General features: G+C 69.4%; 18 protein-coding genes. All 18 read left to right on the top strand.

The window, feature by feature from the left end:
- The first annotated feature begins 60 nt into the window (after positions 1-60).
- The gene (locus tag QN315_RS07835; RefSeq protein ID WP_323992734.1) at positions 61-594 is read left to right on the top strand and encodes a hypothetical protein; all 534 of its coding nucleotides are present in this window, start codon (positions 61-63) and stop codon (positions 592-594) included.
- Positions 595-769: 175 nt separating this feature from the next.
- Positions 770-3,661 (top strand): EAL domain-containing protein, encoded by a 2,892-nt coding sequence (locus tag QN315_RS07830; RefSeq protein WP_323992732.1) that lies wholly within the window; start codon positions 770-772, stop codon positions 3,659-3,661.
- 66 nt (positions 3,662-3,727) lie between these two features.
- Positions 3,728-4,240 (top strand): terminase small subunit, encoded by a 513-nt coding sequence (locus QN315_RS07825; RefSeq protein WP_176640824.1) that lies wholly within the window; start codon positions 3,728-3,730, stop codon positions 4,238-4,240.
- Between the two features lie 90 nt (positions 4,241-4,330).
- Complete coding sequence (locus QN315_RS07820) at positions 4,331-4,618, top strand: hypothetical protein (protein WP_323992730.1); 288 nt, start codon at positions 4,331-4,333, stop codon at positions 4,616-4,618.
- A gap of 2 nt (positions 4,619-4,620) precedes the next feature.
- Entirely contained in the window at positions 4,621-6,120 is a 1,500-nt protein-coding gene (locus tag QN315_RS07815; protein ID WP_323992728.1) for a hypothetical protein, read from the top strand.
- Position 6,121: 1 nt separating this feature from the next.
- A complete protein-coding gene (locus QN315_RS07810; RefSeq protein WP_176641887.1) occupies positions 6,122-6,367 on the top strand; it encodes a hypothetical protein in 246 nt (81 codons plus the stop codon).
- A 67-nt stretch (positions 6,368-6,434) separates the two neighbouring features.
- Positions 6,435-8,525: a co-chaperone GroES gene (locus QN315_RS07805; RefSeq protein ID WP_323992726.1), complete on the top strand. Its 2,091-nt coding sequence runs from the start codon at positions 6,435-6,437 to the stop codon at positions 8,523-8,525.
- Positions 8,464-8,682 carry a hypothetical protein gene (locus tag QN315_RS07800; protein WP_323992724.1) on the top strand — a complete coding sequence of 73 codons (219 nt, stop codon included), beginning with the start codon at positions 8,464-8,466 and terminating at the stop codon, positions 8,680-8,682. Before QN315_RS07805 ends, QN315_RS07800 begins: the two co-directional genes overlap by 62 nt.
- Positions 8,657-9,118, top strand: a complete 462-nt coding sequence (locus QN315_RS07795) for a co-chaperone GroES (protein WP_323992722.1) — start codon at positions 8,657-8,659, stop codon at positions 9,116-9,118. The genes QN315_RS07800 and QN315_RS07795 overlap by 26 nt, the downstream gene beginning before the upstream one ends.
- Complete coding sequence (locus QN315_RS07790; protein ID WP_323992720.1) at positions 9,105-10,061, top strand: hypothetical protein; 957 nt, start codon at positions 9,105-9,107, stop codon at positions 10,059-10,061. The genes QN315_RS07795 and QN315_RS07790 overlap by 14 nt, the downstream gene beginning before the upstream one ends.
- The gene (locus QN315_RS07785) at positions 10,058-10,519 is read left to right on the top strand and encodes a hypothetical protein (RefSeq protein WP_323992718.1); all 462 of its coding nucleotides are present in this window, start codon (positions 10,058-10,060) and stop codon (positions 10,517-10,519) included. The genes QN315_RS07790 and QN315_RS07785 overlap by 4 nt, the downstream gene beginning before the upstream one ends.
- A 205-nt stretch (positions 10,520-10,724) precedes the next feature.
- Complete coding sequence (locus tag QN315_RS07780) at positions 10,725-11,321, top strand: hypothetical protein (RefSeq protein ID WP_323992716.1); 597 nt, start codon at positions 10,725-10,727, stop codon at positions 11,319-11,321.
- Between the two features lie 12 nt (positions 11,322-11,333).
- On the top strand, positions 11,334-12,242 hold the full coding sequence (locus QN315_RS07775; RefSeq protein ID WP_323992714.1) for a hypothetical protein: 909 nt from the start codon (positions 11,334-11,336) through the stop codon (positions 12,240-12,242).
- A gap of 53 nt (positions 12,243-12,295) precedes the next feature.
- Entirely contained in the window at positions 12,296-12,478 is a 183-nt protein-coding gene (locus tag QN315_RS07770; protein ID WP_323992712.1) for a hypothetical protein, read from the top strand.
- Positions 12,479-12,545: 67 nt separating this feature from the next.
- Complete coding sequence (locus QN315_RS07765) at positions 12,546-12,902, top strand: hypothetical protein (RefSeq protein WP_323992710.1); 357 nt, start codon at positions 12,546-12,548, stop codon at positions 12,900-12,902.
- Positions 12,903-12,926: 24 nt separating this feature from the next.
- A complete protein-coding gene (locus QN315_RS07760; RefSeq protein ID WP_323992708.1) occupies positions 12,927-13,334 on the top strand; it encodes a hypothetical protein in 408 nt (135 codons plus the stop codon).
- Between the two features lie 12 nt (positions 13,335-13,346).
- Complete coding sequence (locus QN315_RS07755) at positions 13,347-13,847, top strand: hypothetical protein (RefSeq protein ID WP_323992705.1); 501 nt, start codon at positions 13,347-13,349, stop codon at positions 13,845-13,847.
- Complete coding sequence (locus QN315_RS07750) at positions 13,844-16,387, top strand: hypothetical protein (RefSeq protein WP_323992704.1); 2,544 nt, start codon at positions 13,844-13,846, stop codon at positions 16,385-16,387. The genes QN315_RS07755 and QN315_RS07750 overlap by 4 nt, the downstream gene beginning before the upstream one ends.
- The last annotated feature ends 5 nt before the right edge of the window (positions 16,388-16,392 follow it).

The raw sequence follows: 16,392 nt of genomic DNA, 5'->3' as shown, positions 1-16,392 counted from the left end.
AATTCCCAATAGGAAATTGCCGCTTGATCGGCAGGAAATATCCTATTAATTTGCCTATCCATGAGGGATGATCCTGTTTCCGATCCTCTTGATCCCCTATTGGGGGTGATCGAGGCGTTTCTGGGCGAAAGCGGCCTGTCGGCCAGCGCCTTCGGGCTGCGGGCGGTGAATGATCCGCGTTTCGTCCATGAAGTGCGGGCCGGGCGCGAGGTGCGCCGGGCGACCCGCGCGCGCGTCGCGGCCTATCTGGAGGCCGCGCGGGCCATGGCGGCGGCGGAGCGGCGGCAGGACGGTCCCATCACGCCGGGAGGGGGCATGAGACCGTCGAAATATGATTGGCAGCGGATCGATCCGCAGGTGGATGCGATGCTGGCCGAGGGCATGCGCATCGTGCAGGTGGCCAGGGTGCTGGAGATGCAGGCGCAGACCCTGCGCGACCGGCTGAGCTATCGCAGGCGGGCGCCGCAGCGGGCGCGGGAGCGCAGGCCCCCGCCGCCGGCCCTGATCGACCGGTCCTGCCTGAATTGCCGGGTGGGGTTCCAGGCGCCGTCGCCGTTTCTGCGGCTGTGTCCGGTCTGCCGGGCCGAGTGCTGATCCGGAGCGGCGCCCACACTGGCGCAAGCGGGGCGGACGCGATATTGCGAGGTACGATACGAGACTGTTTCGTATCCTGAAGCCTGGGCGTGCCTCGATCTTCCCGCGCGGTGCCGGTCCGTTTCGCGCCGGCGGGGGATGGCGGGCATGGCGGTGCCTTGACTTGGGGCGTTCGATGTCGCGGATCCTGACTTGTGTCGTTCTGAAACATGAAGTGTTCGGGACGGGCCTGGCGGTGCTGCTGTGCCTGGCGAGCTGCTATGCCGCCATGATGCTGCTGCATCGGGCGCGGCGGGGCGCCGGCCTGGGGCGGACGATCTGGATCGGGGCGGCGGGGATTGCCGGCGGGTTCGGGATCTGGGCCACGCATTTCATCGCGATGCTGGCCTATCGTCCGGGCATGGCGCTGTCCTTCATGCTGGGGCCGACCCTGGCGTCGCTGCTGATTGCCGTGCTGGCGACCGGTATCGCGGTCAGCATCTCGGCGCGGACGATGGCGCGGGGTGCGGCAGGGACCACGGCGGGGGCTGCGGAGACGCGGGGCGGCCATCTGGCGGGCGGCGTCGCGGCGGGGACGATGTTCGCCCTGGGCGTCGCGGCGATGCATTTCCTGGGCATGTCCGCCGTGCGCGTTCCCGGAATGATGTGCTGGAACCCCCGGCTGGTGGCGGCGTCGCTGCTGGTCGGGGGGGTGTTGTCGGTCGCGGCGTTCGTGTCCCAGCGGCGCGCGGGCGATACGCCGCTGGGACGGGTGATGCCGGCCGCGCTGCTGGCCCTGTCGATCGCGGGGCTGCATTTCACCGCCATGGGCGCCGTCACGATGCGGGCCATGCCGGGCATGGACATGGCGATGGCGGCGCACAGGCCGGCGGCATCGCCGACGGTCATGATCCTGGTGATCGGGGCCGCGGCGCTGGCGCTGCTGTCGGTCGGGGCGGCGGCGGCGTTCTTCGCCCTGCGGGCCGAGCGCGCGGTCTGGCGGAGCGACCTGGGATTCCGGCTGCTGGTCGAAGGGGTGCGGGACCACGCGATCTTCATGCTGGACCCGCTGGGGCGGGTCAGCACGTGGAATGTCGGGGCGCAGCGGCTGAAAGGCTATGCGGCCGCGGAGATCCTGGGACGGGATTTCGCGCAGTTCCATTCGGACGCGGAGCGGGCGGAAGGCGTGCCGCGGCGCATGCTGGCCGAGGCCCGTGCCGGAGCGGTGGCGCGGGAGGGATGGCGCTATCGCAAGGATGGGACGGCGTTCTGGGCGTCGGTGACGCTGGACCCGGTGCGGGACGAGGAGGGCGGGCTGATCGGCTTTGCGACGATCACCCGCGACCAGACCAGGGGGAAGGAGGATGCCGACCGGATCGCGCGGGTGACGCGCAATCTGGACATCGCGCTGGAGAACATGTCGCAGGGCCTGTGCCTGTTCGGGGCGGACGGGCGGCTGGTGCTGGCCAACGGGCGCTGTGCCGCGCTGTTCGGCCTGGCGGAGCGGGACATGCGGCCGGGCATGGACCATGGCGCGCTGCTGGAGGCGATCCATGCACGGTTGGGCCTGCCCGAGGCGGAGCGGCGGCGGTGGGTGGAGGACGCCCATGCGCGGCATATGGCGCTGCTGCAGCAGGGCCAGGAAAAGGGCCAGGAACAGGGGCAGGGCGGGCAGTTGCAACTGCGCCTGGGAGAGGAGATGGCGGTCCAGGTGACCGTGCGGCGGATGGAGGATGGCGGCTGGGTCGCGACCTATGAGGACGTGACCGAGCGCCTGCGGGCCGAGGCGCGCATCGCCTATCTGGCGCATCATGACGGGTTGACCGGGCTGGCGAACCGGGCGCGGTTCAACGAGGCGCTGCGGCGCGAGCTGGCGCTGGCCGAGCGCGACGGGGCGCGGCTGGCGGTGATCGGCATCGACCTGGACAAGTTCAAGGAGATCAACGACCAGCGCGGCCATGCGGTGGGCGACCGGGTGCTGGTGATCCTGGCCGAGCGGATCCGCGGCGTGCGGGCGGTTGACGAACTGGTGGCGCGGCTGGGCGGCGACGAATTCGCGGCGGCCAAGCGGTTCGACGACATTGCCGAACTGCACGGTTTTATCGGCCGGCTGGAGGATTGCCTGTCGCAGCCGATCGCGCTGGACGGCTTCGAACTGCGGCCGGATGCCAGCATCGGCGTGTCGCTGTTTCCGCAGGATGCCCGGACGGCCGAGGCGCTGATGGGCAATGCCGACCTGGCGATGTATCGGGCCAAGGCGGCGTTGCGCGAGCGGATCTGCTTCTACGAGGCCGAGATGGACGAGGCCGCGCGCAGCCGGCGCGCGCTGGCCGCCGCGTTGTGGGAAGCGGTGGAGCGCGAGCAGTTCCATCTGGATTTCCAGGTGCAGCGGAACGTGTCGAGCGGCGAAGTGACGGGATTCGAGGTGCTGCTGCGCTGGCGGCATCCGGACTGGGGCCTGGTGCCGCCGATGCGGTTCATCCCGCTGGCCGAGGAATGCGGGGCGATCGTGCCGATCGGGGAATGGGTGCTGCGCGCGGCGTGCCGCGAGGCCGCGAGCTGGACCCGGCCCTACAAGATCGCGGTCAATCTCTCGGCCGTGCAACTGGGGGACGAGCATCTGGCGGCGCATGTCGGCGCCATCCTGGTGGAGACCGGGCTGGACCCGCGCCGGCTGGAGCTGGAGATGACCGAGACCGCCATCGTGACGGACAAGGTTCGGTCGTTGCGCACCCTGCGGCAGATCAAGGCGCTGGGCGTGTCGATCGCGATCGACGATTTCGGGGTGGGGTATTCGTCGCTGGATACGCTGCGGACCTTTCCGTTCGACAAGATCAAGCTGGACCGCAGCTTCATGACCGAGGTGGAGCACACGCCGGAATCCAAGGCGATCCTGCGCGCCATCCTGGCGCTGGGGCGCAGCCTGAACATTCCGGTGCTGGCGGAAGGGGTGGAGACGCGTGTGCAGCTCGACATCCTGGATGTCGAGGGATGCACCGAGGCGCAGGGCTATTTCCTGGGCCGTCCCGGCCCGATCACGGCGGACGGGGCCGTCCGGCCCGCCGCGCCCTTCGCGATTCGAGAATAAGGATATCCGGCATCCCGTTTTGAACTCTATAGTGTCGGTAACGGGAATTTTCGCAGGGGGTGCGGGATGCCGAAGGCGGGCGACAGGCGTGGGCTGACGCCGCGGCAGGAGCGGTTCGTCGCGGAATATCTGATCGACCTGAATGCGACCCGGGCGGCGATCCGGGCGGGCTACGACCCGAAGGCGGCCGACCGGTACGGGCCGCGGCTGCTGGGCGAAGCGCGGGTGAAGGCGGCGATCGCGCAAGGCAAGGCGGCGCGGCTGGACCGGGTACAGGTCAGTCAGGATCGGGTGATTACCGAACTGATGCGCCTGGCCTTCTATGACGTGGGGGTGATCGCGGCGCACAGGCTGGACGGGCCGGAGGACGTGGCGCGCCTGCCGGAGGACGTGCGCTGCGCGGTGCTGGGCTGGTCGTGGGACAAGGCGGGGCATTTTACCGTGCGCCTGGCGCCGCGGACGCCGAGCCTGGATCTTCTGGCGCGGCATCTGGGGATGTTGAAGGACGTGCGGCAGCATCTGGGCCGGGACGGCAGGCCGGCCGATCCGCCGGCATTGTTTACGGTGGTGGTGCGCTGAAGCGCGCCCTTTGACCATTTGACGGTAAAATAATCGGTTTTCTTGACATGGGCCGCGCAATGGCGCGGCCGTGAAGGGGGAGTTGCGCGTATGCGACAGCACAAGCAGATGGCGGAAACCGGGCGCGTGCCGGACGAGGACGGGGCGTTCGGCGTGGTTCCCCTGGCGCGGGTGAGCGGCAGGCGTGGCGCGCCGGGTGCGCGGGGGGACGCAGCGGCGGACGCAGGGGCGGATGTGGGGGCGGATGCGGGGGCGAAGATGCTGGAGGATACGGCGCGGGCGGTGCCGTGCCACGGCGCGCCGCGCGGCGGGCGGATGGCATCGACGCCGGCGGCCGATCACGGGCCGCATGGCGGGAGCCCGGGGCCGCGGCGATAGGGGTGGCGCGGGCGGCCGGCATGGCGGCGCTGACCTATAACCGGGAATCGGTGCCGACGATCCGGCGCTTCATGGAATCGGATGCGTTCATCCGGGGGCTGATGGGGCCGTTCGGGTCGGGGAAAAGTTCGGGCTGCGTCTGGGATATCGTGGTGCGGGGGCTGCGGCAGGCGCCAGGGCCGGACGGGGTGCGGCGCACGCGCTGGGCGGTGATCCGCAATTCGTACCGCCAATTGGAGGATACGACCATCCGCACGGTGCACCAATGGTTTCCGCCCGCGCGGTTCGGGCGGTGGAAGCCGACCGAGCATTCCTATGTCATCGACCGGATGGTGGCGGAGGGAGACGAGGCGCCGGCGGAGATCGAATTGCTGTTCCGGGCGCTGGACCGGCCGGACCAGGTCGGCAACCTGCTGTCGCTGGAGCTGACGGGTGCGTGGGTGAACGAGGCGCGCGAGGTGCCGTGGGCGATCATCGAGGCGGTGCAGGGGCGTGTCGGGCGCTATCCGGCGCGGCGCGACGGCGGGGCGAGCTGGTCGGGCGTGCTGATGGACACGAACCCGCCCGACGCGGAATCGGACTGGTACCGGTTCTTCGAGGAAAAGGACCATGGGCCGGCGGTGGCGGCGATGGCCGGGATCGTGCCGGACATGACGGTCGCGCGGTTCGCGCGGATCTTCAAGCAGCCGGGGGGACGCTCGGCGCAGGCGGAGAACCTGGAGAATTTGCCGCCGGCCTATTACCAGCGGCTGGCGGTCGGGAAAAGCGACGAATGGATCAAGGTCTATATCGACGGGGATTATGGATTCGTCATGGAGGGGCGGCCGGTTTTCGGCGAATACAGCGATAGCTTCCATTGCCGGGCGTGCCGCACGGTGCCGGGCCTGCCGGTCTATCGCGGCTGGGATTTCGGGCTGACGCCGGCCTGCGTGTTCAGCCAGTTGCTGCCGTCGGGGCAGTGGATCGTGGTGGACGAGCTGGTGGCGACGGCGATGGGGGTCGCGCGGTTCGCCGAACGGGTGGCGCGGCATTCGGCGCAGCATTTTCCGCATACGCGCTTTGTCGACGTCGGCGATCCGGCGGGCATGCAGCGGGCGCAGACCGACGAGCGGACCTGTTTCGAGATCCTGCATGCGCAGGGGATCGCGATCGAGGCGGGAATGCAGGGCCCGGCGATCCGTCTGGAGAGCGTGCGGCGGCCGCTGCGGACCCTGCTGGACGGGGCGGAGCCCGGATTCGTGCTGCATCCGCGCTGCGCAGTCCTGCGCCGGGCGCTGATGGGGGGATACCAGTATCGGCGCATGCGGGTCGGCGGCGAGCGCTATGCCGACCGGCCGGAGAAGAACCGCTGGTCGCATGTGACGGACGCGCTGCAATACGCCGCGACGCGGTTGTTCGGCCCCGGCCTGCGCGGGGCGGACGGGGCGGGTGGGGACGGTGCGGCGGGAGACGGCCCGCCGGCGCCGGATGACCGGACACGGTCGGACATTACGGGATATTGACATGGCAGGATTGGTGATTCCGGCCCATCTGGGCCCGGCGCGGCGGACGTGCCGCCAGTGCCGCCATCATGGCGTCGAGGGAATGGATATCGTCTGCCGGCGTTTTCCGCCGCAGGTGACGGTGGTGCTGGTGCCGCAGGGCGCGCCGCGCGCGGGGCAACTGGCGCCGCAGCCATTCGCCACCTTTCCGCCGGTGGTGCCCGAGCATGTATGCGGCGAATTCTCGGCCGGAGCGGCGGGGCGATGAGCGGGACGATAGATGAGGACGGGCCCTGGGACGGGCCGGGGGACGGGCCGGGGGACCTCTGTCCGACATGCCGGACATGGCGCTGGCGCATCGTTTGGCGCGGTGGATCGACAGCCCGAACATCGCCGTGGAACTGGACGAGGTGACGTGCGGGCAGGTGGCAGACCGGGTGGCGCGGGATTATCGCGCCGACGAGGAGAGCCGCGCGGCGTGGAAGGAGAGCTGCCATCGCTGGCTGGACCTGGCGCGGCAGGTGAGCGAGCCCAAGACCTATCCCTGGCCGGGGGCATCGAACGTGATCTATCCGCTGCTGGCCAATGCGGCGGTGCAGTTTGCGGCCCGGGCCTATCCGGGGATCGTGCGCGACCGGGACGTGGTGCGGGGCACGGTGCTGGGCGACGATTCCGGCGTGCCCCTGCGCGATCCGTCGCGGCCGGGGCAGGTGCTGCGCGGCCCGGACGGCGCGCCGCTGTGGCTGGTGCCGCCGGGGGCGAAGCGGACGCGGGCGGATGCGATCGGCCGGCACATGAGCTGGCAATTGCTGGACGAGATGCCGGACTGGGAGGAGCAGACCGACACGCTGCTGCTGCAACTGTCCATCGTCGGCACGATGTTCCGCAAGACCTATTTCGACCCGGCGCTGCAGCGCAATGTCAGCGAGACCGTGGACCCGCTGCGCCTGTGCATCGACTACCGGGCGAAATCCTTCGCCACGGCGCCGCGCATCACCGAGGAGATCGACCTGTATCCGTGGGAGGTCGAGGAGCGGATCCGCGCCGGACTGTTCCTGGACGCGGAGTATGGCGCCAACCATGATGCGGGCGAGGACGGGGACGCGCCGGTGACGTTCCTGGAACAGCACCGGCGGCTGGACCTGGACGGGGACGGGTATGCCGAACCCTATATCGTGACGATCGCGCGGGATTCCGGCCGGCTGGCGCGGATCGTCGCGGGGTTCGACCGCGAGGGGGTGATGTTCGGCCGCGACGACCACCGGGTACGCCGGATCGACGCGATCGGGTATTACACGAAATATTCGTTTATTCCGTCGCCGGATTCCGCGATCTACGACATCGGATTCGGCGCGCTGCTGCATCCGCTGAACGCGGCGGTGAATACCAGCCTGAACCAGATGTTCGACGCCGCGCACCTGGCCAATGCCGGGGGCGGGTTCGTGGGATCGGGGATGTCGCTGAATGGCGGGGCGGTGCGCTTTCAGGTCGGGGAATACAAGGTCGTGAACGCGCCGGGCGCGGCCTTGCGGGAAAACCTGGTGCCGCTGCAATTTCCCGGCCCGAATCCGGTCCTGTTTCAGTTGCTGGGGTTTCTGGTCGATGCCGGACGGGAGATCGCGTCGGTCAAGGACGTGCTGTCGGGCGCGATGCCGGGCAGCAACGTGCCGGGGATTCTGGGCCTGGCGGTGATCCAGCAGGGACTGAAAGTGTTCAGCGCCATCTTCAAGCGGATTCATCGCGCGCTGGGACAGGAATTTCGCAAGCTGCACCGGCTGAACCGGATCTATCTGCCCGACGAGGTGGGGTTTCGGATCAGCGCGTCCTATTTCCGGGTCGGGCGGGCGGATTACGCGCAGGGCGGCGGGGTGGAACCGGTCTCGGACCCCGAGATCGTGACCGACATGCAGCAGATGGCGCGGGCGAATTTCCTGCTGGGATTCAAGGACGATCCCTGGTGCGACGGGCGCGAGATCCGCAGGCGGGCCTTTGCCGCCGCCGCGATCGGCGAGGTGGAGCACGTGCTGCGCGACGCGCCGGCGCCGGACGCCGAGGCGATGGCGCGGCTGGCGGAGCTGCAATTGCGGGCGCGGCGCGAGGCCGGGGACATGGAGATCCGCGCGGGGCAGCAGCAGGCGCAGCGGGTCGCGGCGCTGGCGGATGCGGTGCTGCACCTGGCGCAGGCGCGGCGGGCCGACGGGCAGGCGCTGCGCGACGTGCAGGAGATCGCGCGGATGGCGCGCGAGATTTCGGAGGAGGAGGGAGGTGATGACCGAGCGGGCGGACCAGATGCCGGAAGCGGCGCGGGATTTGCGGGCGCGGCGGCTGGAGATGCTGGGCGACCTGACGGAGGACGCGTTCCGGATGTGGCGCCACCATCCGGTGACGCGGGCGGTGCTGCTGTTCCTGATGGATTACCGCGATAGCGTCGCGCAGCGGATGCTGGAGCAGTGGCGGGCCGGGACGATCGTGCTGGCGGAGGAGCACGAGGCACGGGGGCGGGCCGCGGTGGCGGCGGAGATCGCGGAACTGCGCTGGGAGGCGATGATGGCGTTCTATGGACGGGAGGCAGGCGATGCGTGAGGGGCGGATTTTGAAATTCGACCAGCAGGAATATGTGATGTCGGATTGGGATGGGGTGAACCGGGCTGGCTATGTGCCGCTGGACGACAAGATATTGGTGCTGGCCGACGTGCATGCAGAGATGACCAGCGGCGCGGTGCAACTGCCCGCCGGCTATGTCGAGCGCCAGACCCTGGCCGCCGAGCACGGCACGGTGATCGCGGTGGGGCCGGCGGCCTTTCGCTGGAACGACGACGGCACGCGGCAATGGGTGGGGCGCATCCCCGCGCCGGGGGACCGGGTCTATTTCGAACGTTATGCCGGGCAGTTGCTGCGCGGCGAGGATGGGCGGCTGTACCGGCTGATGTCGCAGCGCTGCATCGCCGCGATCGGCGTGGCCGCCGCCGTGGGGAATATGGAACAGGACGGAAAGGAGATGGCGCATGCTGGAGCGTGACGGGATGCGGGATGCGGACAGGGCGGACGAGACCCCGTCGGTTCGGGATATGCCGGGTGACGGCACGCCGGCGGGTGGCGGGCCGGCTGGAGACATCCCGGAAGGCGGCGCGGGCGAGGACGGCGGGCCGGCGGCATCCGCGACGGATGAGATCGAGGCCCAGGCGCGGCGCATGGGCTGGCTGCCGCGTGGGGAATTTCGCGGCGATGTGGAAAAATGGCGTCCGGCACAGGATTTTCTGGATCGGGGGATGAATCTTCTGCCGGTCCTGCAGCAGCAATATCGCGCGCTGGACGGGCGCTATGCCAGCATGCAGGCGCAGTTGCGCGACAGCCAGAAGGCGCTGGCGGACCTGACGGAACGGACGCGGCGGGCGGACGAGCGCGCCTATCAGCGTGCGGTGCGCGATATCGAGGCGCGGCGGCAGGCGGCGGTGGCCAGCGGGGATACCGGGGCGTTCGCCGCCGCCGACCGGGAATTGCAGGATCTGCGCGAGAGCGCGCCGCCGCGCGCGGCGCCCGTGCCGGCGGAGGGAGGGGCGGCCCCGCAGGCACAGGCTGCACCGGCCCCCGAAATCCTGGCCTTTCTTCAGGCGAATCCCTGGTTCGGCACGCATGACGAGGCGCGGCAGGATGCGATTGCGATCCAGTCGGCGGTGGACCGGCAGCATGCGGGGCTGAGCCTGGCGGAGCGGCTGGAGATCACGCGGCGCAAGATACGGCAATTGCATCCCGCGCTGTTCGAGAACCGGCGGCGCGAGACGCCGGCCGCGGTCAGCCCGTCGCGCGGCGAGGCGGGGAGGGGCGCGAACCCGCGCGGGTTCGAGGCGCTGCCGCCCGAGGTCAAGCGGGAATATGACCGCTATGCTCGTGCCCTGTCGGGCAAGGGCAAGCCGCTGACCAAGGAGGAATGGGCCGGATATTACTGGGAGAACGAAGCATGAGCGACGAGAAGGGCGGAAAGATGCCGCAGCAGGAGACGGCGCGCGCGGCCGTCGCGGCCCGGGGGCGCCGCGCGCCGTCGCGCCGGCCGTTCGGCCTGCGCGAGCAGAAACTGGCCTACCCCGACCGGGAGGGATATCACCGGCACTGGTTCAACGACGAGCCGGGACGCATCGCGCGCGCCCAGGACGCGGGCTATGCCCAGGTGATGGACGATTCGGGAAAACCCGTGTGCATGACGGTGGGTGTCGCGCGCGGGGGCGGTCCGCTGATTGCGTACTTGATGGAGGTCCCGGTCGAATGGTATCGAGAGGACATGGCGGCGCAGGAAGCGGGCCACCAGGACCTGATGGCCCAGATTCGCGAGGGACGCGTGCCCGGCGGGCCGACCGGCGCGGACCGCAACGCGCAATATGTGCCGCGCGACATGGGCATTTCCATTCGCGAGGAACGGCGCTGAGGCGGGCGTGAGGCAAGGCGTAACGCAAGACGTGACGCCGGACGTGATGCAAGACGTGATGCAAGACGTGATGCAAGACGGGGGACGCCCCGCATCATATCCGGTTCGGCGCGCCAGGATGGCGCCGGGCCGGTTCAGGCAGACCAGGCAATGACGACCGGCCCTACAGCGGGCCGTCCTTTCAATCCTGCAGAGGTTCTGCCAGATGAATGCCAATTCTCCATTCGGCCTGCGGCCGATGGCCTATGCGTCCGGCGCGCCCTATGGCGGCGGGGTGCAGGTCTATTACGTGCCCGCGTCCAACGCGACGCCCCTGTTCCTGGGCGATCCGGTGCTGGCGCTGGGCGGCGCCGCCGATGCCAGCGGCGTGCCGGCGGTGGGGATCGCCGCCGCCGGGGCGTCGGGCCCGATCACCGGGGTGATGCAGGGCATCGCCAATAATGCCGGCGAGACGGTGCTGCCCGTGTTGCAGAACCAGACGCCGTACCTGCCGGCGGGGCAGGCGGCCTATATCTACGTCGCGGACGATCCGAACCTGGTCTTTGCCGTGCAGGAGGATTCGGTCGGCGGGGCGCTGCCGGCCGGGGCGGCGTCGAGCAACGCCAGCCTGGTGGCCGGGGCCGGGTCGACCGTGTCCAGCCTGTCGGGCTGGCAACTGCAATCGAGCAGCCTTGGCACGGCGGCCGGCGGGCAGATGCGGATCCTGCGGGCCTATCAGTCGATCGACAATGCGATCGGTGCGAACGCCAAGTGGCTGTGCCGCATCAATCTGCATGCGATCACCAGCACCACCGGTATCTGAGGAGGCTGTATCATGGCCGTCATTACGACAGGCGCGCATCCGAAGGCGCTGTGGCCGGGCATCAAGGCCTGGTGGGGGCGCAGCTATGACGAACATCGCGTGGAATATCTGGATCTGTTCGACAGGCAGACCTCGGACAAGGCGTATGAGGAAGAGGTCGAGATCACCGGATTCGGCCTGGCGCCGGTGAAGCCGCAGGGGCAGCAGATCTATTACGACGTGGAATCGCAGGGATCGGTCAGCCGGTTCACGCATGTGGCCTATGCGCTGGGCTATATCGTGACCTATGAAGAGCTGCGCGACAATCTGTACGAGACCGTGTCCAAGCGGCGGGCGGCGCAACTGGCGTTCTCGATGCGCCAGACGAAGGAGAACGTGCTGGCCGGGATCTATAACATGGCCTTCTCGGCCTCGGCCCCCGGCGGGGACGGGGCGTCGCTGATTTCGAACCTGCACCCGACCTTGTCGGGCATGCAGTCCAACCTGCTGGCGACGGCGGCGGACCTGTCGGAAGCGGCGATCGAGGACCTGACCATCCAGATCATGCAATGCCAGAATAATCGCGGCATGCGGATCTCGGCGCTGCCGCGCACGCTGAACGTGCCGTCGGCACTGTGGTTCGAGGCGAACCGGGTGTGCAATTCGGTGCTGCAGAACGATACGGCGAACAATGCGATCAACGTGCTGCGTGCGACCAACGCGTTCCCCGAAGGGGTCAAGCTGAACCATTACTTCACCAGCCAGACGGCGTGGTTCATCCGCACCAACGTGCCGAATTCGCTGACCTATTTCGAGCGCGACCCGATTTCCTTCGATCAGGACAACGATTTCGACACCAAGAACGCCAAGGCGGCCTGTTACGAGCGCTATTCCGGCTATTGGGCGGATTGGCGCGGCCTGTACGGAACGCCCGGCGTCTGAACGAATCGCGGTCCGGGGCAAAGCCCCGGATCTGAAAAACGAAAGGCCGTATCATGTCCGAACGAAAAAATTCCGTCGCCCGCATGAAAACCGCGCCGCGCGTGGGCGAGGTGCATGTGCACCATCATTATCATGGCGTGGCCTCGTCGCCTGAAAAACCGCCCGCAAAGCCGCCCGCGAAGGTGGCGCCGGGGCGGCGGACGCCGCGCGTGCGCAAGGAGACGCGGGGCGGCTGAACGGGTTGGGCGGCGGCCGGCAGGACCCGGCCGCCGCGCTTCGGCGGGATGAAGGGGAAGATGTGACATGTCCGAGTGGAATCCGACGAATTTTCCAGAAGGGATCGCGGCGGCGGCCGGGATCCAGATCGGGGCGGTGTCGCGGGTCGCGGCGCTGACGTTCTATGCGGTCGTGCCGGTGCTGGGCGCCGTGGCGGCGAACAGCACGGCCGAGCAGATGCTGCCGGTGCCGGGCGTCGCGGCCGGGGACGTCGTGCTGGCGGTCAACAAGCCCGGCGCCCAGGCGGGGCTGGGGATCGTCGGCATGCGGGTGGCGGGCGCGGGCAGCGTGGGGGTGACGTTCGCCAACGTGACGGCGGCGCCGGTCACGCCGGCATCGGGCGAAACCTATGCCATCGTCTGCATCACGCCCGGCGCGGCGTAGGCGCGGGCAGCGGGGGGACGGACGATGGCCGACGTAACGACCACGCAGGTAATCGCGAATGGTCCGCGCAACCTGATCGTGCGGCTGACGGATGTCAGCGACGGGACGGGGCTGAGCGCGGTGAAGATCGTCGATGCGCAGAGCCCGGCCTTTGCCGTGCGGGGGCAGGTGCCGGGCGTGCATCTGAAACTGGTCCGTATCGTCTATGACGTTCATGACATGGCGGTGCGGCTGCAATGGGACGGGACCGAGCCGGTGGACCTGGTGACGCTGTCGGGGTTCGGGCATCTCGATTTCCGGCGTTTCCAGGGCATTCCCAATCCGCGGGCGGCGGGGGCGACGGGGTCGATCCTGTTGAGCACGATCGGGGCGGCGGCGAATGCCACGTTCACGATCGATCTCGAGATGATCAAGGGTGTTCCACAATTCTGACGGGAGGATGGGGTGAGCGAGCCCTGGTATTACAATCCCGGCGATCATTACGTGCTGGACGACCTGTCGGGCTTCAAGGTGCGGCGGTCGAAGACGCGGACCATTCCGGGCGGGCAGACCGGCCAGGCGGTGGTGGACCGCGCAAGGTGGGAGCCGCAGCAGCCGCAGGATTTCGCGGTGGGGATCGCCGACGACCAGACGGTGGATCTGGCGCGGCCGCGGCAGGAGAACCGCTTCATGATGGTGGGCACCACCATCGCGGCGCCGGCGCAGGCCGGGGCGCGCGTGATTGTGGTGCAGTCGGCGGCGGGGATCGGCCCGGGGGACTGGCTGCAGATCATGCTGGATAGCGGGGTGAACGTGACGGCGCAGGTGGCCTCGGTGGCCGGGGCTTCGGTCACGCTGGCCGCGCCGCTGCCTGGCGCGGCGGGCATGCTGGGCGACCCGCCGCAGAACCTGGTGCTGGATCTGAGCGCGCCCGGGGCGGCGCTGAACTGGCCGGGGGCGGCATGACGACGAGCGGCACGGCAGGCTGGAACCCCGGCACGGTTTCGATCGTCAACGGCGCGCTGCGGCTGATCGGGGCGATCGCCAGCGGGGAGACGCCGCCGGACAATGAATTCCAGGACGCGCTGGATGCGCTGAACGGGCTGATCAAGGCGTGGCAGGTTTCGGGCGTGCATGTCTGGACCCAGACCGAGGCGACCGTGTTCCTGCAGCCGGGGCAGGCGCGCTATGCGATCGGCGTGGCCGGCACGGACCATGCATCCGAGACCTATGCCGCGACCCGGAGCAGCGCCGGTGCGGCGGCGGGTGCGGCCGTTCTGCCGGTGGTGTCGGCGGCCGGCCTGACGGTGGGCGATACGATCGGGGTGGCGCTGGATGACGGGGCGGTGTTCTGGTCCGCCATCGCGTCGGTGGCCGGATCGTCGGTCACGCTGACCGGCGCGCTGCCGTCGCAGGCCAGCGCCGGGGCGCAGGTCGTGGCCTATGCGGCGCCCTTCGCGCGGCCGCTGCGCGTGATCGGCGCGCGGGCGGTGACGCTGGCGACCGGGGCGGAGACGCCGCTGATCCCGATGTCGCGGCTGGATTACGCCAACCTGTCGGGAAAGACCGTGCCGAACGGGCCGCCCGCCCAGTATTTCTACGATCCGCAACTGGGATCGGGGGTGCTGAGCCTGTTCCCGGCGCCGTCGAACGGCCTGACGGCGGTGACCTTCACCTGCCAGCGGCCGCTGCAGGATGTCGCCAATGCCGCGAACACCGCGGACGTGCCGCAGGAATGGGTCTCGGCGCTGCGCTTCGCGCTCGCCGTCGAACTGGCGCCGGAATATGACTGCCCGGCCCCGCGCTTCGAGATGCTGAAGGCGATGGCGGCGGAGAAATTCGCCGTGGTCCAGAAATGGGACGTCGAGGGAGAGGGCACCACATCTTCGGCATTCGCTCAGCCGGTCTACCAGATCATCGCGGGCGCGCTGCGGTTGTGCGGCGGGTGCGCGCCTCAGAATCTGCCGACATGGGGGCAGGTGGAGAATGCGCGCTATTCCCTGAATGCCGTGATCCAGGGATGGCAGGCCAACGGCATCCATGTCTGGACGCAGACCGAGATGACGCAGGCGCTGACGGTTGGGCAGGCGCAATACACCGTCGCGTCGCCGCGTCCTCTCCGCGTGGTGGGGATGCGGCTGGTGTCGGCCTCCGGCACCGAGACGCCGCTGATCCCGATGTCGCGGCTGGATTACGCCAATCTGTCGGGAAAGACCGTGCAGGGGGTGCCGGTCCAGTTCTTCTATGACCCGCAGGTCGATAGCGGGATCATATCCCTCTATCCGGCGCCGGCCGACGCGACCGCGACCGTGCATTTCACGGCCCAGCGGCAGCTTCTGGGCGTCCAGACGCTGAATGATGATCTGGACTTCCCGCCCGAATGGCTGGACGCGCTGCGCCTGACGCTGGCATGGCGACTGTCGGCCGAATACGGCACGCCGCCCGAGATCGCGCAGGCGCTGAAGGTGCAGGCCGACGAGGCGCTGGCCGTGGTTCAGAGATGGGACGTGGAAGCGCAGGGCACCACGACCTATCCGTTCGGCCAGCCGCTGTACCAGATGATCGCGGGCGCGCTGCGCCTGTGCGGGGCGGTGGGGCCGCAGGATGTACCGCGGCTGGGGCTGGTGGAGAATGCGTTCACGGCGCTGAACGCGATGGTGCAGGCCTGGCAGGCCTCGGGCATTCATGTCTGGGCCGAGGAGGACGTGACCGTGTTCCTGCAGCCCGGGCAGATCCGCTATCTGCTCGGCGGGGCGACGACGGACAATGCGGCGGCCACGGCGGGGACCGGCCTGACCTGGCTGGCGGCGACGGCGGCGGCGGGGGCGTCCGGCGTGACGCTGGCCGATGCCGCCGGGATCGCGGCGGGAAGCACGCTGGGCGTGTGGCTGGATGCCGGGACGGTGTTCTGGACCAGCGTGACGGCGGTGGCGGGCGCGGTGCTGAGCCTGGGGGCGCCGTTGCCGTCGCAGGCTTCGGGGGGTGCCATGGCGGCGTCCTATGCCGCGGCGTTGGTCCGGCCGCTGCGCATGCCGGCCGGGCGCCGGCTGGTGCTGGCCGCGCAGGGGGCGCAGCCGATCGAGGTGCCGCTGGTGCCGATGTCGCGCATCGATTACGCCAACCTGCCGAACAAGGCGACGCCGGGCACGGTGACGCAGTTCTTCTATGACCCGCAACTGGGCTCGGGGGTGCTGAATGTCTGGCCGGCGCCGTCGGATGCGCGCTGCGCGCTGCGCTTTACCGCGCAGCGGCCGCTGACGACGTTCGCCGGCCTGGACTCGGCGCCGGATTTCCCCGACGAATGGCTGGCGGCGCTGCGCTGGAACCTCGCGGCCGAGTTGTGGCCGGAATATAACGGGTCGGCCAGGCCGGGCGGCAATCCGGGGCAATATGCGCTGCTGAAGCAGGAAGCCGCCGCCAAGCTGCTGACGGCGCAGGGCTGGGACCGCGAGCCGCAATCGGTGCTGTTCGGCGCGGGCATGGGCCCGGCCGGGCGGTCGGGGTAGCGCGC

The sequence above is a fragment of the Nguyenibacter sp. L1 genome (genome assembly GCF_035199985.1).
GTDB lineage: Bacteria > Pseudomonadota > Alphaproteobacteria > Acetobacterales > Acetobacteraceae > Gluconacetobacter > Gluconacetobacter vanlangensis.
The sequence above is the reverse complement of the archived record's forward strand: the minus strand, read 5'-3'. Positions and strand labels throughout refer to the sequence as shown.

What these genes read in the sequence shown, in the direction of transcription:
- QN315_RS07820 (WP_323992730.1), top strand. Translation starts at nt 4,331, where the DNA reads ATGCGACAGCACAAGCAGATGGCGGAAACCGGGCGCGTGCCGGACGAG.
- QN315_RS07795 (WP_323992722.1), top strand. Translation starts at nt 8,657, where the DNA reads ATGGACGGGAGGCAGGCGATGCGTGAGGGGCGGATTTTGAAATTCGAC.
- QN315_RS07810 (WP_176641887.1), top strand. Translation starts at nt 6,122, where the DNA reads ATGGCAGGATTGGTGATTCCGGCCCATCTGGGCCCGGCGCGGCGGACG.
- QN315_RS07825 (WP_176640824.1), top strand. Translation starts at nt 3,728, where the DNA reads ATGCCGAAGGCGGGCGACAGGCGTGGGCTGACGCCGCGGCAGGAGCGG.
- QN315_RS07770 (WP_323992712.1), top strand. Translation starts at nt 12,296, where the DNA reads ATGTCCGAACGAAAAAATTCCGTCGCCCGCATGAAAACCGCGCCGCGC.
- QN315_RS07775 (WP_323992714.1), top strand. Translation starts at nt 11,334, where the DNA reads ATGGCCGTCATTACGACAGGCGCGCATCCGAAGGCGCTGTGGCCGGGC.
- QN315_RS07780 (WP_323992716.1), top strand. Translation starts at nt 10,725, where the DNA reads ATGAATGCCAATTCTCCATTCGGCCTGCGGCCGATGGCCTATGCGTCC.
- QN315_RS07800 (WP_323992724.1), top strand. Translation starts at nt 8,464, where the DNA reads ATGTGGCGCCACCATCCGGTGACGCGGGCGGTGCTGCTGTTCCTGATG.
- QN315_RS07760 (WP_323992708.1), top strand. Translation starts at nt 12,927, where the DNA reads ATGGCCGACGTAACGACCACGCAGGTAATCGCGAATGGTCCGCGCAAC.
- QN315_RS07830 (WP_323992732.1), top strand. Translation starts at nt 770, where the DNA reads ATGTCGCGGATCCTGACTTGTGTCGTTCTGAAACATGAAGTGTTCGGG.
- QN315_RS07835 (WP_323992734.1), top strand. Translation starts at nt 61, where the DNA reads ATGAGGGATGATCCTGTTTCCGATCCTCTTGATCCCCTATTGGGGGTG.
- QN315_RS07790 (WP_323992720.1), top strand. Translation starts at nt 9,105, where the DNA reads ATGCTGGAGCGTGACGGGATGCGGGATGCGGACAGGGCGGACGAGACC.
- QN315_RS07750 (WP_323992704.1), top strand. Translation starts at nt 13,844, where the DNA reads ATGACGACGAGCGGCACGGCAGGCTGGAACCCCGGCACGGTTTCGATC.
- QN315_RS07765 (WP_323992710.1), top strand. Translation starts at nt 12,546, where the DNA reads ATGTCCGAGTGGAATCCGACGAATTTTCCAGAAGGGATCGCGGCGGCG.
- QN315_RS07805 (WP_323992726.1), top strand. Translation starts at nt 6,435, where the DNA reads ATGCCGGACATGGCGCTGGCGCATCGTTTGGCGCGGTGGATCGACAGC.
- QN315_RS07785 (WP_323992718.1), top strand. Translation starts at nt 10,058, where the DNA reads ATGAGCGACGAGAAGGGCGGAAAGATGCCGCAGCAGGAGACGGCGCGC.